This window comes from Fundidesulfovibrio terrae (genome assembly GCF_022808915.1).
Lineage (GTDB): Bacteria > Desulfobacterota > Desulfovibrionia > Desulfovibrionales > Desulfovibrionaceae > Fundidesulfovibrio > Fundidesulfovibrio terrae.
In genome coordinates, this window is record NZ_JAKZFS010000001.1 from 630,512 (window position 1) to 648,768 (window position 18,257).

Annotated in this window: 21 protein-coding genes; 15 read left to right on the forward strand and 6 right to left on the reverse strand. The window is 62.5% G+C overall.

Features of this window, described 5'->3' with window-relative positions; genetic code table 11:
* The first annotated feature begins 18 nt into the window (after positions 1 to 18).
* Positions 19 to 870, forward strand: a complete 852-nt coding sequence (gene htpX / locus ML540_RS02925) for a zinc metalloprotease HtpX (RefSeq protein WP_243358417.1) — start codon at positions 19 to 21, stop codon at positions 868 to 870.
* A gap of 102 nt (positions 871 to 972) precedes the next feature.
* Here htpX and ML540_RS02930 read toward each other — a convergent pair whose 3' ends face one another.
* Positions 973 to 1,170 carry a zinc finger protein gene (locus tag ML540_RS02930; protein ID WP_243358418.1) on the reverse strand — a complete coding sequence of 66 codons (198 nt, stop codon included), beginning with the start codon at positions 1,168 to 1,170 and terminating at the stop codon, positions 973 to 975.
* Positions 1,171 to 1,250: 80 nt separating this feature from the next.
* Positions 1,251 to 1,643 carry a hypothetical protein gene (locus tag ML540_RS02935; RefSeq protein ID WP_243358419.1) on the reverse strand — a complete coding sequence of 131 codons (393 nt, stop codon included), beginning with the start codon at positions 1,641 to 1,643 and terminating at the stop codon, positions 1,251 to 1,253.
* 239 nt (positions 1,644 to 1,882) lie between these two features.
* On the opposite strand from ML540_RS02935, the gene ML540_RS02940 reads away from it, so the two are divergent.
* The 3 genes from ML540_RS02940 to ML540_RS02950 all read left to right on the forward strand — a co-directional run bounded on the left by ML540_RS02940 (position 1,883) and on the right by ML540_RS02950 (position 3,817).
* Positions 1,883 to 2,872, forward strand: a complete 990-nt coding sequence (locus ML540_RS02940; RefSeq protein WP_243358420.1) for a M23 family metallopeptidase — start codon at positions 1,883 to 1,885, stop codon at positions 2,870 to 2,872.
* A gap of 91 nt (positions 2,873 to 2,963) precedes the next feature.
* Positions 2,964 to 3,368 (forward strand): M23 family metallopeptidase, encoded by a 405-nt coding sequence (locus ML540_RS02945; protein WP_243358421.1) that lies wholly within the window; start codon positions 2,964 to 2,966, stop codon positions 3,366 to 3,368.
* A gap of 2 nt (positions 3,369 to 3,370) precedes the next feature.
* Complete coding sequence (locus ML540_RS02950; protein WP_243358422.1) at positions 3,371 to 3,817, forward strand: hypothetical protein; 447 nt, start codon at positions 3,371 to 3,373, stop codon at positions 3,815 to 3,817.
* A gap of 72 nt (positions 3,818 to 3,889) precedes the next feature.
* On the opposite strand, the gene ML540_RS02955 is transcribed toward ML540_RS02950, so the two are convergent.
* Complete coding sequence (locus ML540_RS02955; protein WP_243358423.1) at positions 3,890 to 4,840, reverse strand: glycosyltransferase family 2 protein; 951 nt, start codon at positions 4,838 to 4,840, stop codon at positions 3,890 to 3,892.
* 314 nt (positions 4,841 to 5,154) lie between these two features.
* On the opposite strand from ML540_RS02955, the gene ML540_RS02960 reads away from it, so the two are divergent.
* From ML540_RS02960 to ML540_RS02975, 4 genes are all read left to right on the forward strand, one after another.
* Positions 5,155 to 5,343, forward strand: a complete 189-nt coding sequence (locus ML540_RS02960) for a ferredoxin (RefSeq protein WP_243358424.1) — start codon at positions 5,155 to 5,157, stop codon at positions 5,341 to 5,343.
* A gap of 135 nt (positions 5,344 to 5,478) precedes the next feature.
* The gene (locus ML540_RS02965) at positions 5,479 to 6,147 is read left to right on the forward strand and encodes a YkgJ family cysteine cluster protein (RefSeq protein ID WP_243358425.1); all 669 of its coding nucleotides are present in this window, start codon (positions 5,479 to 5,481) and stop codon (positions 6,145 to 6,147) included.
* Positions 6,148 to 6,149: 2 nt separating this feature from the next.
* On the forward strand, positions 6,150 to 6,533 hold the full coding sequence (locus ML540_RS02970; RefSeq protein WP_243358426.1) for a hypothetical protein: 384 nt from the start codon (positions 6,150 to 6,152) through the stop codon (positions 6,531 to 6,533).
* Between the two features lie 6 nt (positions 6,534 to 6,539).
* Positions 6,540 to 7,166, forward strand: a complete 627-nt coding sequence (locus tag ML540_RS02975) for a tetratricopeptide repeat protein (protein WP_243358427.1) — start codon at positions 6,540 to 6,542, stop codon at positions 7,164 to 7,166.
* A 186-nt stretch (positions 7,167 to 7,352) separates the two neighbouring features.
* Here ML540_RS02975 and ML540_RS02980 read toward each other — a convergent pair whose 3' ends face one another.
* Positions 7,353 to 7,535 carry a hypothetical protein gene (locus tag ML540_RS02980; protein WP_243358428.1) on the reverse strand — a complete coding sequence of 61 codons (183 nt, stop codon included), beginning with the start codon at positions 7,533 to 7,535 and terminating at the stop codon, positions 7,353 to 7,355.
* Between the two features lie 250 nt (positions 7,536 to 7,785).
* Here ML540_RS02980 and ML540_RS02985 point away from each other — a divergent pair, with 250 nt between their 5' ends.
* The 3 genes from ML540_RS02985 to mltG are packed head-to-tail and all read left to right on the forward strand — an operon-like array spanning position 7,786 to position 12,853.
* Positions 7,786 to 11,361, forward strand: a complete 3,576-nt coding sequence (locus ML540_RS02985; protein WP_243358429.1) for an FAD-binding and (Fe-S)-binding domain-containing protein — start codon at positions 7,786 to 7,788, stop codon at positions 11,359 to 11,361.
* Positions 11,361 to 11,822, forward strand: coding sequence for a Holliday junction resolvase RuvX (gene ruvX, locus ML540_RS02990; RefSeq protein WP_243358430.1), 462 nt, complete (start codon positions 11,361 to 11,363; stop codon positions 11,820 to 11,822). Before ML540_RS02985 ends, ruvX begins: the two co-directional genes overlap by 1 nt.
* 17 nt (positions 11,823 to 11,839) lie before the next feature.
* Positions 11,840 to 12,853, forward strand: coding sequence for an endolytic transglycosylase MltG (gene mltG, locus ML540_RS02995; protein WP_243358432.1), 1,014 nt, complete (start codon positions 11,840 to 11,842; stop codon positions 12,851 to 12,853).
* Positions 12,854 to 13,252: 399 nt separating this feature from the next.
* Here the strand turns inward: mltG and ML540_RS03000 are convergent, their stop codons facing one another.
* Together ML540_RS03000 and ML540_RS03005 are read right to left on the reverse strand one after the other, a co-directional pair.
* Positions 13,253 to 13,630, reverse strand: a complete 378-nt coding sequence (locus ML540_RS03000) for a hypothetical protein (protein ID WP_243358434.1) — start codon at positions 13,628 to 13,630, stop codon at positions 13,253 to 13,255.
* A gap of 102 nt (positions 13,631 to 13,732) precedes the next feature.
* Positions 13,733 to 14,365 (reverse strand): hypothetical protein, encoded by a 633-nt coding sequence (locus ML540_RS03005; RefSeq protein WP_243358435.1) that lies wholly within the window; start codon positions 14,363 to 14,365, stop codon positions 13,733 to 13,735.
* Positions 14,366 to 14,611: 246 nt separating this feature from the next.
* Between ML540_RS03005 and ML540_RS03010 the strand changes: the two genes are divergently transcribed.
* The 4 genes from ML540_RS03010 (at position 14,612) to ML540_RS03025 (ending at position 18,256) form a co-directional block, all read left to right on the forward strand.
* Positions 14,612 to 14,821, forward strand: a complete 210-nt coding sequence (locus ML540_RS03010; RefSeq protein ID WP_243358436.1) for a TOBE domain-containing protein — start codon at positions 14,612 to 14,614, stop codon at positions 14,819 to 14,821.
* Positions 14,822 to 14,992: 171 nt separating this feature from the next.
* Positions 14,993 to 15,901: a phosphogluconate dehydrogenase (NAD(+)-dependent, decarboxylating) gene (gene gnd / locus ML540_RS03015; RefSeq protein WP_243358437.1), complete on the forward strand. Its 909-nt coding sequence runs from the start codon at positions 14,993 to 14,995 to the stop codon at positions 15,899 to 15,901.
* Positions 15,902 to 15,903: 2 nt separating this feature from the next.
* Complete coding sequence (zwf, locus tag ML540_RS03020) at positions 15,904 to 17,454, forward strand: glucose-6-phosphate dehydrogenase (RefSeq protein ID WP_243358438.1); 1,551 nt, start codon at positions 15,904 to 15,906, stop codon at positions 17,452 to 17,454.
* Positions 17,435 to 18,256 carry a 6-phosphogluconolactonase gene (locus tag ML540_RS03025; RefSeq protein WP_243358439.1) on the forward strand — a complete coding sequence of 274 codons (822 nt, stop codon included), beginning with the start codon at positions 17,435 to 17,437 and terminating at the stop codon, positions 18,254 to 18,256. Before zwf ends, ML540_RS03025 begins: the two co-directional genes overlap by 20 nt.
* Position 18,257 lies beyond the last annotated feature (1 nt).

Below are 18,257 nucleotides of genomic sequence, written 5' to 3' on the forward strand. Positions count from 1 at the left end.
CCTTTCCGGAGGAATCAGATGACCAGTCAGATCAAGACCGGCCTTCTCCTGGGCCTGCTCACCGCCGTGCTCGTGCTCATGGGCCAGGCCCTGGGCGGCAAGGGAGGCATGGTGATCGCGCTCGCGTTCGCTGTGATCATGAACGTGGGCAGCTATTGGTTCTCCGACAGGATCGTCCTGTCCATGTACCGGGCCCAGGAGCTTTCCGAAGAGGATGCCCCGGGCCTTTTCGACCTGGTGCGCCAGCTTTCGACCAATGCCGGGCTGCCCATGCCCAAAATCTACCTGGTGCCGCAGGAGCAGCCCAACGCCTTCGCCACCGGGCGCAACCCGGAGCACGCCGCCGTGGCCGTCACCGAGGGGCTCCTGCGCCTGGTGTCCCCTGACGAACTGGCGGGCGTGCTGGCCCACGAGATGGGCCACATCAAGAACCGGGACATCCTGGTGCAGACCGTGGCCGCCGTGGTGGGCGGAGCCATCACCGGCATCGCGGGCATGCTCAAGTGGGGCGCGATTTTCGGCATGGGCCGCGACAGCGAGGAGGGCGGCGGAGGCGGCGCCTTCGGGGCCATCCTCATGGCTCTTGTGGCCCCCATCGCGGCTATGCTCATCCAGATGGCCATCTCGCGCTCGCGCGAGTACCTGGCCGACGAGACCGGCGCGAAGCTGGCCGGCAACCCCCTGCCCCTGGCCGGGGCGCTCAAGAAGCTCGACGAATACGCCCAAGCCGTGCCCATGCAGGGAGCCAACCCCGCCACGGAGAACATGTTCATCATAAATCCCCTGAGCGGTGGCGGCGTGGCCAGCCTGTTCTCGACGCACCCGCCCACCGAGGAACGCATCCGCAGGCTCAGGGCCATGGCTGGCTAGTAGCCCTTTTACGCGGCGCAGGACGGCTGCGCCCAGATAGACAAACGCGAAAGGCGGCCCATGTGGGCCGCCTTTCTGTTTTCCGGACAGTTAATCAAAGAATTACAGCTGCAGGAAGTAGTTGCTGCCGCACACGGGGCAGCAGGTCTCCTTGCTGGCCAGATAGCCGCAGGAGGTGCACTTCTTCTCCGGCACGGGCAGGGCGGGATTGTGCTCGCCGCAGATGCGGCAGTGGGTGAAATCCGGATCGTTGGACACGTTGCACTTGGGGCAGATCCATTCTTTGCGCTCGTCCGTCATCGCATGCCTCCGGATCAAGGTGGATGTTTGCGAGGACCATACGCCAAGAATGCGAAGAGAACAACGCGGATGCGAGAGCACTAATTATCCGTCATGAGTTCGATGTAGCGCAGCAGGTCGTCCTCGCGCAAGTCGCCCCTGGCGATCCGGCCCTTGAATTCGGCCAGCCTGGCCGCCTTGGTGGCGCCGGGGAAGAAGCGCGCTCCGCCGTTGCCGTCGTAGGAAAGCACGTGGCGGGCGAAGGCCGGGTCGTGCTCCATGCGTGATACGACTTCTTTGTAGACTTCGAGCGTAGCGAGAATGCCATCGCGCTTGCGCCGGTTGGACAGGTGTTTCATGGAGTTTTCCGCCATGGCCTTGAGTAGGCCTGCGTCCAGTTCCATCTCTCCGTGGTGGCCGTAGAGCTTGACCCGGCGGGGATTGGTGACGGGCTTGTGGGCGGGGAGCCGCCCCTGGCAATGCGGACAATGCATGAAGGTATCCTCCTTGGGATGTGGTGTGGTCCGGTCCGCGCCGGACAATGCTGGAGGATAGCCGGGTCCGGAAATATTTCACCCCATATAGGTGCATGTGGGTGAAAAGATCGATTGAAGAGAATTTTTTATTTTTTTTATCATTCATCCCCATATAGCGCTATGTGGGGTAAAATTTTTCTTCGCCTGCATATGATCCTCTGAAATTCGCGCGGCACGGCCGCGGCAAGGAGGATCGCATGGTTCTGGAGTTCGAGGGCTCTTTCGGGGACGGATCGGATGGTGTCGGCGGAAGCTGGGATTTCGGTGGCGGGAGCGGGAGTGCGGGTGGAGACGACATCGGTCGCCAGTACGGGTTCGCCCGCGACGTGGACACGTTCTTGAGCGCCGGGAGCCCGCCCGATGGCGGCGATGGCTCAGTGGGCGAGGCTGACGGTGGAGGCGCTCCGGTTGGTGACACCTCCGGCGGTGGCATGTCGAGCGCGAGCATGCCGGGCACGGATGCAAACGGCGGGCTCAGCTACCAGCAGCGCCTTCAACTGGAAGGCGCGAACAAGCTGAACGTCTTCCTGGACGCGGGCAAGAACTGGAGGGCCGGTTCACCCGGATACGGGAGCAACGCCTGGGAGACCACCGGCCGCAACGGCAACTTCGGCTTCGGAGAGAATTCGAACGACCTGCTCGCCAAGACCGCGAGCACTCCTCCGAGCGCGGATCAGGCCGCAGGTGGCGGCGGCGCGGGAGGAACTCCACCCGATGGGGGCAGCCAGCCGGGGCAACGAGAGACGTGGGATAAGCTGAAAGGGCTTGACCCGGAGTCGCAACGTATCATTCATGCACCGGAGTGGCCAGTTCCGGGAGAGGTATCTTCTCCTTTTGGGGAGCGAATCGACCCGTATACTGGAGAGAAAACGACACACAAGGCTATTGATATCCGGAATACTAAAGGTGCGGAGGTGCGTGCAAGTGAATCCGGACGGGTTGTAAGCATTACGCCCGGGTCAAAGCATGGGGAAAATCAAGTAAGAGTTAGGAATCGGGATGAGACAGAGTCAATTTATGCACACACGAAGCCATCTGTAGAAGTTGGAGACCGTGTGTTTCCTGGAACTGTTGTCGGAAACACCGATCTCAGCGGGAGAAGTACCGGACCGCATCTTCATTACGGTGTTTTTGATCCAAAAACTGGGAAGCATATTGATCCATTAAGCCGATTGCCGAAAAGATAGGCACATTGATTGTGCGATGTCACTTGGTCGCGCTGGATGGCCAGAGGGCGTATTTATTCTTGGTCTTGCCGTGAAAATATAAGGAGGTAATATGGCAGTCGTACTTGTTCAGTGTTTGACAATCTTCATGTGCATCGCATGTGGTTATGAAGTAGCACAAAGTGAAATTTCAAGTTATCACTATGGTGTAGATATCGATAATCAGGAAGGAGCGGATGTTCAGGCAACTGATTCGGGGACAGTTTTGAGCGTGACTCCGTTCAAGCGCGGTGAAGGGCAAATAACTGTAAGCAATATAGATGGTAGCGAGTCAATGTATGTGTATGTGAAGCCATTCGTCGAAGTCGGACAGCGGGTTCACGCCGGACAGAAGATTGGAATTACTGATACGAATGGTTTTGAAGTAAAGAATATAATACATTATGGCTTTCGCCCGTCTCCGGGCGCCTTGTTTGTTGACCCCATGAGCCATCTTCCGCAAAAAGAGAAGGAGTAGATATGAAAAAATATATTTTAATATCCACGTCACTTTTGTGGAGTATGGTGCTCTTTCACAACATCTGCTTTTCACAGGAGAGGTCTCCGGCAGTCATGTCCATCGCAAAAGATATCCAGAGGGCAATAATCGCGGAAGATGCCGGTCGATTGATGTCGCACGTTCGGAAGAGGGTTGTGTTTGTCGATGAATATTATTCGAAGGAAATTCTTGGCGAGTTGATCAAAGACAGGGAGAGTTGGCTGCAGAGGAATTTGTTTGTCGGGGATGATTCGTTGAAAAAATATTTCGAAACGGCACGCGATGTGAAGATAATTCTTAATAACGTCGGCTCAGAAGTTGTCATATCATATCAATCGTCGAATTATCCTGCTCATGCATGGCCATGGTGTTCGATCGTTGTTGAAAATGAGCGCTGGTACTTCAGTGATATGTTTGCGTACAGATGAGGCGGGTAAAAAGCAAATCTTGGTCTGAAGCGAGGTTTGATATCCGGCGGTTACTGGCGAGCAAAAGCGCCCTCACCCCCTCCCGCCGCCAGCCATGGTCACCACCTCGCCCAGCCTCTTCACGCCGAACCCCTGCGCCTTGAGCTGCTCCTGGCGCCACAAATCCTGAAGATACAGCCATACCGTGTCCAGGGGCACATGGGCGCGCAGGTACTCCTCGCACTTCGAGAAGCTGTAGTGGTGGGCGATGGCCCGGCTGACCACGGCGTTCTTCCACTTGCGGGCGTGCATCACCGAGTTGACGGTCATCTCGTCGGAGCAGGGCGAGCCCAGCACCTTTTCCGTGGGCAGGGGGAGTACCGCCTCGATGAGCCTGCGGTCGTAGATCACGCAGTTGATGGTGGCGAACCCTGGGTAGAAGTACGGCTGCGGGTTGGACCCCAGCCAGCCCTCAACGAAGTTCTCGCCCGTGACTTTTTCCCACATCCAGCGGTGGTATACCCAGTTCTCCTCCACCACCTCGCCCTCGAACATGGCCCGCTCGGCGGCGTGCTCGGCCTTGAGGTAGCGGCCCAGGGCGAAGCGTCCAGGAGGGCTTACCGGCGACAGGGCGCTGACGATGGGGATGTCCTTGCTTATGCGGTGCGCCCGGTAGCCTTCCAGCAGATGCTCCAGCCACAGGGGGGCGACGAACACGTCCTCGTCCATCTTGATGATGACGTCGTCGATGTGACGGACCAGGATTTCGTTCTGCACGGCGTTGACAGCGGGCACCAGCCCCCTGGGGGAGCAATGGATCACCTCCACGTTCGTGCGGGTGTGCATGAAGCGGTGGAGGATGGCCGCGTGGTCAGGGCTGACCGCGTTGGCGATGATGTAGATCTTCTTGAAGCGCTCGAGATTGGTGAAGCGTTCCAGGCTGCGCAGGCAGAGCAGGATGCAGTCGATCCGGTGCGATGTCAGAAGCATCAGCACGGGGCGGATAGTGTCGCGGTTTGGCCGCAATGCGACGATCTTGCTCATGTTCCAGCCTGTCCTTGGCCGTTGAGGTGCAATCCAGCTGACTCCGCCTAACTTATCGGACCAACAGGGGGCGTTCTTTAGGGGCGGGAAAAAGTTTTTTTCCCGAGGGGCGAAAAAGCTTGTACGGGCTTGCTCCGCCCGGCTTGACAGGGCTTCGGTTGGGAGGCTAAGGCTGTGCTCATCTGGACCGGGTTGCTTTGCAGCTCTATCTAAATCACTTATATCATTTGGTTTTTTGGGCGAGTCCAACGTCCTGGGGGACCGCCCTCGACAAAGAACGCAACAAACCAAACTTGAGATTGGAGGTTAGGACCATGGGTTACAAGGTCACTGTCGATGAGGAAAAGTGCACCGGCGACGGCGAATGCGTGGACGTGTGCCCCGTTGAAGTCTACGAACTCCAGGACGGAAAGTCCGTCGTGATCAACGAAGAAGAGTGCCTGGGCTGCGAATCGTGCGTGGAAGTGTGCGATCAGGATGCCATCACCGTCGAGGAAGAATAATCCCCTTCCCCGGTTGAATTAAAACAGGCGGGAGCGGGTCCGTAGGGGGCCGCTCCCGCCTGTGTTTTACTCTTGCCCGGACCCAAAGCGGGCTTATATCATGGGCTGCCGCGACCAGCGGCCGGGAGCGTGTTTGTGATCGACGCCGATTTTTCCGATATCTTCGCCGAGTACGAGGCCCTTCTGGCCGAAGTGGACGCCGTCTTCGCCAAGGTCAAGGCGGTCTGTCCCGAGCAGGTGCGCTGCGAGGTGGCCTGCGCCGACTGCTGCCACGCGCCCTTCGACGTCACCCTGGTGGAGGCGCTGGCCATCAACAAGCGCTTCAACGAGCTCCACCCCAAGGGCGACGGGCGCTACCGCCTCACCGAGGCCGCCAACCGCTCCGACCGGGAGCACTACCGCCTCAAGCACAAAGCCTGGAAGGCCCACAAGGCCGGGGTCCCCGACGAGAAGATCGTGGAGGACTTCGCCCGTGAGCGCATCCGCTGCGCGCTTTTGGGCGACGACGACAAGTGCTCCATGTACGAAGCGCGCCCCGTCACCTGCCGCCTCTACGGCGCGCCGCTCAACGTGAACGGCCAGCTGCGCGTGTGCGGCAAGTCCGGCTTCGCGCCGGGCGGCAAGTACCCGGCCGTGAACATCGCCAGGCTCCAGCAGCGCCTGCTCGATCTTTCCGCGCGCGCCGTCGAGCGTGTGGGCGGCAAGTACGACTATCTGGCGGACATGCTCGTGCCCGTGTCCATGGCCATGCTCAGCAAATACGACGAAGAGTTCTTCGGCCTCAAGGAGTCCAAGGAGGACTAACCGTGCTGCCCAAGACGCTCACTCCCGAGGAAGAGGCCCACAAGCGCGCCATCTACGACAAGATCGCCCCGCGCAGGCGCAAGTTCATCGACAAGATGGGCTACGACAACTGGGACCCGTTCCAGAAGCCGTTCGATCCCATCGACATCCGCATCGACACCTCCAAGCGGACCTCTCAGCAACTCATGAACGAGTTCATGCGGTCCCTGCCCCCCGGCGCGCCGGTCAGCACGGACTACTCCCAGGGCGCCTGGGAACTCTGCATGGGCGTGATCAACGGCGCGGAACGCGTCAAGGGCATGTTCGATTTCGTCCTATGGTACGCCGAGCTCCTCAACAAAGAGGGGCGGCTCGATGAATACACGCAGTCCAAACGATTGGGGTAGAACACCATGTCCATGAACGCCGAGAATATCGACGACTACATCGCCGGACTTGAAGAGAAGCTGGATAAGAACGACCAGTGCGCCACCTCCCACTACAACCTGGGAGTGGCCTACCTCTCCAAGCGCCGCTTCGACGATGCCAAGACCAGCTTCCTGCGCGCGGCCGAGCGCTCCCCGGCCATGGCCGAAGCCTACGTGCAGCTGGGCGGGCTGGCCATGAACGAGGGCGACATCGAAGGCTGCCTGCGCATGAACCAGGCCGCTCTCAAGGCCCGCGCCCGCTTTGCCGTGCCCCACGCCAACATCGGCTTCTGCCTGCTCCAGATGGGACAGGTGGAGGACGCCATCAAGGCCCTGCGCCAGGCCATCAAGTTCGACTCCAAGTTCGTCCAGGCCTACGGCACGCTGGGCAGCGCCCTGTACATGGCCGGCGAGATGGACGAGTCCATGGAGATGAGCAAGAAGGCCGTGGAACTCCACCCCAAATTCGGCCCCGCCTGGAACAACCTGGCCCTGGTCTACCTGGAGAAGGGCGACGCCGCGCAGGCCATGAACTGCGTCAAGCAGGCCCAGGCGAGCAACTACGACGTGCATCCGGGCCTGATCGCCGAGATCGAGGCCAAACTGAAATAGTTCGAGGTGATGAGGCCGGAGGGAAGGTGCCTGGGCGGCTGGAAAGGCGCCCAGGAGTAAGATTTTAAGATGCCTCCGGCGGCCAAAGGAACTGCGTTCCTTTGGAATCCTCAAGAGCTTCGCGGGCCCGACCGGAATGCCGGTCGGGCCCGCGTGTTTTTGAAGCCGGGACGGGGCGCGGCGTGATCAGCCGATGCCCAGATGGTCCTTGATGGCCTGGATATCCTTTTGCAACTCGGCCGTGGCCTGCTGCATGGACTCCATGCGGCTCACCAGCTTTTCCAGCTGCCGGAAGATCTTTTCGTTCTCGTAGCCGCCGCGTGTTTCCTTGATCAGGTTCTTCTGAGCCAGGTCTGCATCGTGGGACATTGTTCCTCCCGTGGCCGTTGCGGGCGCGCCGGTTGACGTGGTGTCTGCGGGGCCGGCGTGCGCGCCCGGATGCGGCGGGCTGGCGTGACGGCTCCGTTTCCCTTCTGATTCAGCGAGGATATGAGCAAATTCAAGCCCGCTTGTCCACGGGAAAAAGCGAGGCGTTCCCCCCATCGAAACGCCTTGCCATCCGTCCCGGCCGGTACTAAATGTATACGCCTTCCCATTACTGATCGCAGGTATTCCCCCCATGCCAGAAAAGAATCCCCATATATCGATTCCGCTCAACCGTCTGGTCCCGCGCGTGCTGGGAATCGGCGAACGAGAGTTCGGAACGTGGCCCGAGGACGTCCAGGAACTGGCGGTTTCGCTCGCCAGCGAACTTTTTTTGGTGCGCTACAACCCCTTCATCGACGCCTCCGACGTGCGCGAGTCCGTGGAGAAGCGCCTCACCCAGTCCACCACCATGCTCACCCCGGAATACTTCCGGGCCATCTCCAAGGCAGTGAAGGACTTCTGGACCGTCTTCGACGACGACGTCCGCTTCCGCGAGGACTTAAAGGCCAAGGTCTCCCAGTTCCTGGACGAGAAGGCCATCCTGGACGGACCCCACAACTTGGTGGAATGCTCCACCGACGCCACCGACCTGCGCATGGAGCTGCCTCTCATGGTGCTGGCCCCGGACAAGCCCGTCCACGTGCAGCGCATCATGCAACTGGCGGACGAGATGGGCTTCTCCATCATCCCGCGCGGCGGCGGCTCCGGCTGCACCGGCGGCGCCGTGCCCGCCCGGCGGCGCACCGTGGTGCTTTCGGTGACGCGGCTCAAGCAGATCCTCTCGGTGAACCCCGAGGACCGCACCATCTGCGTGCAGTCGGGCGTCATCACCCTGCAGGCCATCAGGGCCGCCGCCGAAAAGGGGCTTGTCCTTACCGTGGACCCGGCCTCCAAGGCCTCGAGTTCCATCGGCGGCAACATCTCAGAGAACGCGGGCGGCCCCTACGCCTTCGAATACGGCACCACGCTCGACAACCTGCTCTCCTACAAGATGGTCACGCCAGGCGCCAGCATCATCGAGATCCGGCGCGTGGACCATCCCCGGCACAAGATTCTCGAGAGCGAAACCGCCCTTTTCGAGATCGTGGACGAGAAGGGCCAGGTGGTCGACACCGTGGTCCTGCCCGGCAGCGAGATCAGGGGGGCGGGCCTTGGAAAGGACGTCTCCAACAAGTACCTGGGCGGCCTGCCCGGCATGCAGAAGGAAGGCGTGGACGGCGTCATCACCGAGGCCTGCTTCATCTGCTACGAGAAGCTGGCCTACTCCAAGGTGCTTGTGCTGGAGTTCTATGGGCGTTCCATGCACAACGCCATGCTTACCATCCAGGGCGTGGTGGCCCTTCGCGACAAGATCCGCCTCGAGGGCGACCTGGTGAAGATCTCCGCCCTGGAGGAGTTCAACTCCAAGTACGTCAAGGCCATCGAATACCAGAAGAAGTCCGCCAAGTGCGAGGGCGAGCCCATAAGCGTGCTCACCCTCCAGCTCGACGGCAACGACCTCTCCGCCCTGGAGAAGTCCGTGGCCGACATCGTGGCCATCGCCGAGAAGCACGAGGGCGTGGACGCTTTCGTGGCCCGCGACGAGAAGGAGGCTGAACTCTTCTGGGAGGACCGCCACAAGCTCTCGGCCATCGCCAAGCGCACCTCGGGCTTCAAGATCAACGAGGACGTGGTCATCCCCCTCAAGGTCATCCCCCAGTTCTCCGACTTCCTGGAGGAGCTGAACCTCAGCTACCTGGCCAAGGCCTACCGCAAGGCCCTGCAGGAGGTGACGCGCCTGCCCGGATTCCCGGACTCCGACGGCTTCGTCTCCATGGAGATGCAGTTCGCGGCCGAGATCCTGCGCGGCCTCCGCACCACCGCCGAGCTCAACGACCAGGAGCTGGAGGTCCAGGCCTACTACTTCTTCACGGACTTGAAGACCCGCTATCCCAAGCTCTACAACGACATCGAGGCCATCCACCAGGACATGCTGGCCCGGCGCATCATCGTGGCCAACCACATGCACGCCGGCGACGGCAACTGCCACGTGAACCTGCCCGTGAACTCCAACGATCCCGAGATGCTGGCCCAGGCCCACGAGGCCGCTGACCGCGTGTTCGAGAAGGTCATGGAGCTTGGCGGCGCGGTGTCCGGCGAGCATGGCATCGGCATCACCAAGATCGCGTTTTTGCCCGAGGACAAGATCACCGCCCTGCGGGCCTACAAGCAGCAGGTGGATCCCAAGAACATTCTGAACCCGGGCAAGCTGGTCAAGCGCGACCTGGACTGCGAGCCCTACACCTTCTCCTTCAACCGGCTCATAAGAGACATCCGCAAGACCGCGCTGCCGGACAAGGACAAGCTCATCAACCTGCTGACCAACATCCAGGTCTGCACCCGCTGCGGCAAGTGCAAGCAGGTCTGCCCCATGTACCATCCCGAGCGCGGGCTCATCTATCATCCGCGCAACAAGAACATAAGCCTGGGCGCGCTCATCGAGGCCATCTACTACTCCCAGGTGCACCACGGACGCCCTTCGGCCGAACTCCTGGACAGCCTGCGCAAGATGACCGAGCGCTGCACCACCTGCGGCAAGTGCACCGCCGCCTGCCCGGTGAAGATCAACACCGCTGGGGCCATCCTGGACATGCGGGGCTTCCTGCAGGAGAAGGGCGCGGGCGGGCACGGGCTCAAATCCAAGGTGCTGCACTATATCGCGGAGAAGCCCGAGGAGCGCGCGCCCAGCATGGCCAAGATGGCCGCCTGGGGCCAGGCCGTGGGCAACCACCTGGTTGGGCTGATCCCCGGCCCGTGGCGGTCACGCTTCGCCAACCCCATGCTGCACGGCTCGGGGCCCATCACCGGGTTCAAGAACCTGGCCGACGCCCTGTCCCTGGACAAGGGGGGCATCTTCATCCCCGAGCGCCCCACCGGCGAGTCCGTGTTCTACTTCCCCGGCTGCGGAGCGGCCCTGTTCTGGCGCACCATCGGCATGAGCGCCATCCACCTGCTCTTGCGCGCGGGAGTGTCCGTGGTCATTCCGGAGCGGCACATGTGCTGCGGCTATCCGCTGCTGTCCTCCGGCTACCAGGACGCCTACCGCAAGAACCGCGCCCGCAACATCGAGGCCCTGGGCGAGATATTCGTCAAGGCCGCCAACGAGGGAGTGAAGCCCCAGGCCGTGCTCACCGCATGCGGCACCTGCCGCGAGACTTTGTCCGGCTACGAGACAGAGGTCATTGCCGGGAACAAGATTCCGCACTTCGACGTGGTGCAGTATCTGCTCTCGCGCCTTCCGGAGCGGGCCGCCGACGGGCTGAAGCCGTCCTCCAGGCTGATCTACCACGCCGCCTGCCACGCCGAGTGGGAGGGCGTGTCCCTGGCCAAGGCCCCGGAAATGTACCGCCAGGCCCTCGCGGACCTGACGGCCTCCAAGGTGGACATGTCCCCCGGCTGCTGCGGCGAATCGGGACTTGGCGCCATGACCAGCCCGGACATCTTCAACCGCATCCGCCTGCGCAAGCAGGAGCAGCTGCACAAGGACCTGGGCGACGCCGGCAGCGAGACCCAGCCCGTCCTGGTGGGCTGCCCCTCGTGCAAGATCGGCATCAAGCGCTGCCTTCTGCGCATGGGCCGCAAGCAGAGCGTGTACCATACGCTCGAGTATCTGGCCGCCGTGTGGGAAGGCCCCAAGTGGAAGCGGACCTTCAGGAAGGCCCTGGCCCACGCCCGCCAGGAGGGCAAAAAGCGCGTGGTGTCCTACGGCGAGACAGTGACGACCGGCTGATGCGCGTGCTCGGCGTGGACTTCGGTCTCAAGCGTGTGGGGCTGGCCCTGTCCGATCCGGGGGGCTCCATGGCCTTTCCGCACAAAACCGTGGAACGCACGGAAAAGGGCGGGCGCGAGGCCCTGTTCTCCGAGATCGCGGGGATCGTGGCCTCCGAGTTCGTCGAGCTGGTCGTGGTGGGCTGGCCCGCCCCGGCCGAGGGGCGTGACAGCCTCACGGCCCGGCAGGCGGCCAACTTCGCGGCCAGCCTGGCCCGGCGCGTGGCCGTGCCCGTGAAGCTCATGGACGAGACCCTCTCCAGCGAGGAAGCCCTGGACGACCTGCGCGCCGCCGGGCTTAAAGCTTCGAAGCGCAAGGCGGCGCTGGACCAGCAGGCCGCCGTGCGCATCCTGCAAAGTTATCTGGGCGCGCCGGAGGCCGCCCGCGACGTGACGGCGCAGTGGCGTCCGCAGACGCCTTAGCCCGCAAGGAATTCCTGATGTACAGACGCGCCCTTTCGGTCCTGGTCTTCATGGTGATGGCCTGCGCCGCCATAGTGGCTTGGCGTGCCCACCGCTTCCTGACCGTTCCCCCTGAGACCCCCGGCAAGGAAATCACCGTCACCATCGAGCAGGGCATGGGCTTCGACGCCATCGCGGGCCTGCTCTACAAGGAGGGCGTGGTCACGGACCCGCTGGCCTTCAAGATCCTGGCGCGATTCTCCAAGCAGGACGTGAAGCTCAAGGCCGGTCAGTATCTGCTCTCCACCGGCGCCACTCCCCAGAAGGTGCTGGATCTTTTGGTGAGCGGCCAGGCCATCCTCTACAAGGTGGCCGTGCCCGAGGGCCTGACCCTGCGCCAGATCGCCAGGCTCGCCGAGCAGGCCGGGCTCGGAAGCGTGGAGAGCTTCGACCGGGCGGCCCGCGACAAGGACGTGCTGGCGAAATACGGCGTCCCGGCCGACAACGCCGAGGGGTTCCTCTTCCCCGAAACCTACTTGTTCACGAAAAAGCCCGGCAACGACGCCCGGCAGGTGGTGGAGGCCATGCTGGCCCAGTTCCAGAAGGCCGTGGCCAAGGCCTGGCCCCAGGGAGCGCCGCAAGGGCGGGCGCTCTTCGATGCGGTGACGCTCGCCTCCATCGTGGAGAAGGAGACCGGCCAGGCAGGCGAGCGCGGCAGGATCGCCGGGGTGTTCGCCAACCGGCTGAGGCTCAAGATGCTTCTGCAGACCGACCCCACCATCATCTACGGCCTGGGCGAGAAGTTCGACGGCAATTTGAAGCGCGTCCACCTGGACGACCCGAAAAACCCCTACAACACCTACCAGCACCCGGGCCTGCCGCCCGGCCCCATCTGCAATCCCGGCCTGGAGGCGCTCAAGGCCGCGGCCAATCCCGAACCGCATGATTTCCTGTATTTCGTCTCGAAGAACGACGGCACCCACTACTTCTCGAAATCGCTAGAGGAGCATAACTCGGCGGTGGTGAAATATCAGTTGAGGAAGGGGAAATAGTCTTGACGAATTTTTGGTTCGGCGTAGGCTATTCTGGCAGTGGGTAATGCCGCCGCCGGGGTTCGAGCTGTCGCAAGGGAGGGTGCGCGGAGACAATGAAGATCAAAGTACTTTCAATTTGTTGGTAATCGCAGCGCTGGCATGTTTATTCCACAACGATTCTGCATGGGATTGTGATCTTGATATTTCGTAGCCAGATGTGAGCCTCTTTCTTGGAGAATTGAACTCGGAATAGAATGCGGATCGGGGCTGGAGCGGGAGCAAACATGGGCCGATTGCGGATCTTTTTAGAAATCCTGAGGTGGGCGATATTTACGGTGATGTTTTCTTGGTTCGTCATTAGTGTTTCAAGGTGCATGTCATTATGAATGCGGCGGCCCAAAGGACCGCCGCAAGACGCTAATCCCAGTTGCGATAGTAATTCTGGTAGTCGTTTTCGTCCCAGTTTTCAAAAACTGGTTCGGAAGCCTTTGATCGGATGTCGTTTTCTATTGCCGGGCGGTTCCCGAGGTATGCTCCGCCTCCTATGGCGGCAACTCCCAGTGGAACCGGGCCAAGGCCGCCCGCAAACGTTCCGACACCGGCGACTATGCCATCCAACTTGGCCATGGTCTTGTCCGCTTCTTCCTTGGTCGGAAGCCTCCATTTGGGATTTGCGTAGGATTCTCCCGTCACGGGGTCCTTGTCGAACTGCCCCTGCCTGACCAGCATGTCCTGCTGCCTGGGCTTGTCCTTGGCCTCGATATACGCTTCCGCGACTCGTTCCGAGTACGGCATCGTCTGTCTCCTTGATTGTTTCGGGGTGAGGCGAGTTCCCCCGGTTCTTCCGTGCGCCTTCTCGGGGTGGCGTGCCTCATCCGCTCATCCAGGAGGAAAAGTTCAGTCGGCGTTCCGGCTGGAGGCCTTGCGGGAGTGGCGCTTGCGGACCACCTTCTCGGCGATCCGGCGGATCTCCCGGTAGAACTCCAAGGCATCTCCGGGGCAGCGGGTGAACATCCGCTGCATGGCCCGCTGGGCGGAGGGCGGCAGGCCCTCCACATAGAAGTCCATCACGTCCCTGGTCAGCCCGAACAGCGGGTCGGACTGGGCCAGCTTGCCGAAAAGCTTTTCCACCCGCTGGCGCACCCGGTGCTTCTTGGCGTCCTCGAAGTCGAGCTTGTGGCGCTTGTGATGGTGCTCGTTCAGGTCGCGCAGGATGTACCAGCGCAGCTGACCTGTCGCGTCGCCGGGCGGGGGGCCGAGGTCGTGGGGTTTGAAGGCGTCGTTCCAGTGGTCCTGGAAGAGGGCGGCGACTTTCGGGTCGCCCAGGAGAGTCGCATGCACTTCATCGAAGGGCTGGATGGCGGGCGGTTGCGAAGCGGCCCATTGCCCGGCCAGCCGGTCCGGTTGCTGGACGACGGCTCCGTGCTGGTTCGGATCGTCGGGATGCGTGCCGTCCGGCACCTCGAAGGCCGTGTTGGATTGCCGCCAATACTTGGCCAGGTTTTCCTTGAGCTCCTGCTCTGTCCTCATGTGGTGAAATCCTCTGTGAAAGGTGTCCCGGTTCAGTCGGGCGATGACCACGCAGGATATTCAAAATCGCCTCCTTGTCTCCCAATACAGCGCTATGTGGGAAACTTCCGAAAATATTCCTCCCACACTTTTGAGTCACGAATATAAATCGTGGCATGACTTTTCGTTTTCGGTCTATGATGGATCTTTCTCTGCGTCGCGCCCTGCGCGGCACTCCTGATAACCGCAAAGACAAGGAGAACGACCATGAAAGTCAGCGCCCGCAACCTGCTTCCCGGCAAGATCGTCAAGCTCACCAACGGAGCCGTCAACTCCGAGGTGGTCATCGAAGTGGCTCCCGGCATCGAGGTGGTGTCCATCATCACCAAACATTCCGTCGAATCCATGGGCCTCAAGGTAGGCATGACCGTGAAGGCCATGGTCAAGGCCTCCAGTGTCATGGTGGTCACCGACTAGCTTCAGCCCGCACGGAAAAGCCCCGGAACGCGGCCGCGCTCCGGGGCTTTCCTGCTTTGTCCGTCTGTCCCGTCCGTCTTGGCGGCAAGCGTCCTTTTTTCCTGTTCCCCCCTGGCAACGCCGCCTGAATTCCCGTATGGGTGTCCCAGAACCTTCTCAAGGAGACCCCGTATGCGAATCGGTCTGGCTGGTCTTGGGCGCATGGGCATGAACATGGTCCGCCGCCTCATTCAGAGTGGGCATGAAGTCGTGGCGTACAACCGCACCCCGGCCAAGGTGGACGAGATCGCCGCCGAAGGGGCCATCGCCTCCTATTCCCTGGCGGAGGTGGTCTCCAAGCTGCCCGCGCCGCGCGTGGTCTGGCTCATGCTCCCGGCCGGGGACGTGACCGAGGAGCACATCGAGGAATTGAAACCCCTTCTTTCACCCGGCGACATCCTGGTTGAGGGCGGCAACTCCCGCTTCTCCGACGACGTCCGCCGCGCCCCGGAGCTTGCCACGCTTGGGGTCACCTACGTGGACGCGGGCGTGTCCGGCGGCATCTGGGGCCTCAAGGTGGGCTACTGCACCATGGTGGGCGGCCCCAAGGCGGCTTTCGAGCACATCGAACCGATACTTAAGTCCCTGGCCCCGCCCGAGGGATACATGCACTGCGGGGACACGGGCTCGGGCCATTACGTGAAGATGGTGCACAACGCCATCGAGTACGGCATGATGCAGGCATACGCCGAGGGCTTCGCCCTGCTCGACGCCTCGCGCTACTCCGGTGGCCTCGACTTCGCCAAGCTGTCGCACCTGTGGAACCAGGGCAGCGTGGTGCGCTCCTGGCTGCTGGAGCTCTGCGAGGACATGTTCGCCAAGGACCCGCGCCTGGATCAACTGACCGCCTTCGTGCAGGATTCCGGCGAGGGCCGCTGGAGCGTACAGGAGGCCGTGGACAACGCCGTGCCCGCCCCTGTGCTGACGCTTTCGCTCATGGAGCGCTTCCGCTCCCGCAATGCGAACGACTTCGGCGACCGCGTCCTGGCCGGGCTGCGCAACGAGTTCGGCGGGCACGCCGTGGTCAGGAAGGAGAAATAGCCGTGGTCCTGTCCCCGACGATTTCCGACGACTCCATGGGCTGCCGCGTGACCTCGCGCCCGGAGGATTGCGCCATCGTCATTTTCGGCGCTTCAGGAGACCTGTCCTCGCGCAAGCTCTTCCCCGCCCTGGCGCGGCTTTTCGAGTCGGGAGACCTGCCCGAGCGCTTCGCCATCGTGGGAACCTCGCGCACGGAGATGACCACCGATTCCTTTCGGGAGAAGGTCCGGCAGTGGCTTGAAGCCTCGGGGAACCTGGCGAAGATCGACTGGAGCGCCTTGGCCCCCCGCCTGTACTACCAGACTCTGGAGTACGCCGATCCGGACAGCTACGAGAGGCTTCGCCTGACCATCGAGGAGGCCGAGCTGGCCATGAACCTGCCCGGCCACCGCATGTTCTACCTGGCCATCCCCCCCACGCTCTACGAGAGCGTGGCCGGGGTGCTCGGCCGGGCCGGTCTCTCCGGCAACAAGTGCAAGAACACCTGGACCAGGATCGTGGTGGAGAAGCCCTTCGGGCGCGACCTGGCCTCCTCGCGGGTGCTGGACGCGGCCCTGCACGAGCATTTTGGCGAAGACCAGATATTTCGCATCGACCACTACCTGGCTAAGGACACCGTACAGAACGTGCTGTTGTTCCGCTTCGCCAACGCGGTGTTCGAGCCCGTGTGGAACCGCAACTTCGTGGACTACGTCTCGGTGCTGGCCGCGGAGGAACTGGGGGTCGAGCACCGGGCCGGGTATTACGAGGAGGCCGGGGTACTCCGGGACATGTTCCAGAACCACATGATGCAGCTTCTGGCCCTGGCGGCCATGGAGCCGCCGTCGGTGTTCCGGGCCAGGGAGGTGCTGGACGAGAAGACCAAGCTCTACAGGAGCCTGCGTCCCTTCGACCCGCAGAAGGGCTTCGGGCATCTGGTGCTCGGCCAGTACGCCGCCAGCGAGGACGCATCCGTTCCGGGCTACCGGCAGGAGCCGGGCGTCTCGCCCGCATCCAGCACGCCGACCTTCGCCATGCTCAAGGTTTACGTGGACAACTGGCGCTGGCAGGGGGTGCCCTTCTACATCTGTTCCGGAAAGCGCCTGAAGCGCAAGATCACCCGCATGGTGGTGCAGTTCAAGGAAGTGCCGCACTCCATCTACCGCGACATTGTGGGCGAGCGCATCCTGGCCAACCGCCTGGTCATGGAGGTCTACCCCAACGAAACCATCCACATGACCCTGCAGGCCAAGAAGGCCGGCGAGGGATTCTGCCTGCGCACCGCCTCCATGAACTTCAACCTCAAGGAGGGGGACGCCGGCCCCACGGTGGATTCCTACGAGAAGGTGCTGGTGGACTGCATGCTGGGCGACCACATGCTGTTCTGGCGCCAGGACGGCGTGGAGCTCTCCTGGGAGTATCTGACCCCGATCCTTGCGATGTGCGAGCAGCGCGAGGTGATCGAGGAGAACCTCAAGTTCTATCCGTCCGGAAGTTGGGGGCCCCGCGACGCCAGCATGGTACACCCCCGCTATCTGAAGGATCTGTTGACCGATGACCGCCAGAAGCCTTGAGGCGTTTCCCGGACTGGAGGCCGCGAGCCTCCGGGCCGCCGCCCTGACCGCTGCCGCCGCCCGCGACGCCGTGGCCGCACGGGGGCGGTTCTCCCTGGCCCTGTCCGGGGGAGCGACCCCGGCCCGCTATTTCGAACTGCTGGCCGCCGAGGACCTGCCCTGGGACAAGGTTCACGTTTTCTGGGCCGACGAGCGCCTCGTGGCGCCCGATTCCCCGGACAGCAACTACCGCATGGCCCGGGAGCGCCTGCTGTCGCGCGCGCCCATCCCCGAGGCCAACGTCCACCCCATGCGGGGGGCCATGTGGCCCGGAGGCGTCAACGGGGCCGGGCCGAGCCCGGACGCCCCGGGAGCATCCGCGCCCGGAGCGGGGCAGCCTGTCCAGGAAGGCCGGGCGATTCATGCGGACGCAACGGACCGTTCGGTCCAAGGGGAAGCCGCGGCCGGCTATGAAGCCGTCCTGCGGCGGTTCTTCGGGGAAGGGGGTATCCCCGCTTTCGATGTGGTCCATCTCGGGCTCGGGGGCGACGGCCACACCGCGTCGCTCTTTCCGGGACAGCCCGCCCTGGGCGAGCGCGTCCGCTGGGTCGTCCCCGTGTTCTATGCCGGGGCCTCGCCGCCGGTTCCCCGCCTGACCCTGACCCTGCCGGTGCTGAACGCCGCGTGCCTCGTGCTCTTCCTGGCTTCGGGGGCGGACAAGGCGGCTCTGGCCCGGTCGGCCTTTTCGGACGACGGGGGCGGCTACCCGGCGGGACTGGTGCGCCCGGCGGGCAAGCTCGTCTGGTTGGTGGGGGAGGCGTAGC

What these genes read in the sequence shown, in the direction of transcription:
- htpX (WP_243358417.1), top strand. Translation starts at nt 19, where the DNA reads ATGACCAGTCAGATCAAGACCGGCCTTCTCCTGGGCCTGCTCACCGCC.
- ML540_RS02930 (WP_243358418.1), bottom strand. Translation starts at nt 1,170, where the DNA reads ATGACGGACGAGCGCAAAGAATGGATCTGCCCCAAGTGCAACGTGTCC.
- ML540_RS02935 (WP_243358419.1), bottom strand. Translation starts at nt 1,643, where the DNA reads ATGCATTGTCCGCATTGCCAGGGGCGGCTCCCCGCCCACAAGCCCGTC.
- ML540_RS02940 (WP_243358420.1), top strand. Translation starts at nt 1,883, where the DNA reads ATGGTTCTGGAGTTCGAGGGCTCTTTCGGGGACGGATCGGATGGTGTC.
- ML540_RS02945 (WP_243358421.1), top strand. Translation starts at nt 2,964, where the DNA reads ATGGCAGTCGTACTTGTTCAGTGTTTGACAATCTTCATGTGCATCGCA.
- ML540_RS02950 (WP_243358422.1), top strand. Translation starts at nt 3,371, where the DNA reads ATGAAAAAATATATTTTAATATCCACGTCACTTTTGTGGAGTATGGTG.
- ML540_RS02955 (WP_243358423.1), bottom strand. Translation starts at nt 4,840, where the DNA reads ATGAGCAAGATCGTCGCATTGCGGCCAAACCGCGACACTATCCGCCCC.
- ML540_RS02960 (WP_243358424.1), top strand. Translation starts at nt 5,155, where the DNA reads ATGGGTTACAAGGTCACTGTCGATGAGGAAAAGTGCACCGGCGACGGC.
- ML540_RS02975 (WP_243358427.1), top strand. Translation starts at nt 6,540, where the DNA reads ATGTCCATGAACGCCGAGAATATCGACGACTACATCGCCGGACTTGAA.
- ML540_RS02980 (WP_243358428.1), bottom strand. Translation starts at nt 7,535, where the DNA reads ATGTCCCACGATGCAGACCTGGCTCAGAAGAACCTGATCAAGGAAACA.
- ML540_RS02985 (WP_243358429.1), top strand. Translation starts at nt 7,786, where the DNA reads ATGCCAGAAAAGAATCCCCATATATCGATTCCGCTCAACCGTCTGGTC.
- ruvX (WP_243358430.1), top strand. Translation starts at nt 11,361, where the DNA reads ATGCGCGTGCTCGGCGTGGACTTCGGTCTCAAGCGTGTGGGGCTGGCC.
- mltG (WP_243358432.1), top strand. Translation starts at nt 11,840, where the DNA reads ATGTACAGACGCGCCCTTTCGGTCCTGGTCTTCATGGTGATGGCCTGC.
- ML540_RS03000 (WP_243358434.1), bottom strand. Translation starts at nt 13,630, where the DNA reads ATGCCGTACTCGGAACGAGTCGCGGAAGCGTATATCGAGGCCAAGGAC.
- ML540_RS03005 (WP_243358435.1), bottom strand. Translation starts at nt 14,365, where the DNA reads ATGAGGACAGAGCAGGAGCTCAAGGAAAACCTGGCCAAGTATTGGCGG.
- ML540_RS03010 (WP_243358436.1), top strand. Translation starts at nt 14,612, where the DNA reads ATGAAAGTCAGCGCCCGCAACCTGCTTCCCGGCAAGATCGTCAAGCTC.
- gnd (WP_243358437.1), top strand. Translation starts at nt 14,993, where the DNA reads ATGCGAATCGGTCTGGCTGGTCTTGGGCGCATGGGCATGAACATGGTC.
- ML540_RS03025 (WP_243358439.1), top strand. Translation starts at nt 17,435, where the DNA reads ATGACCGCCAGAAGCCTTGAGGCGTTTCCCGGACTGGAGGCCGCGAGC.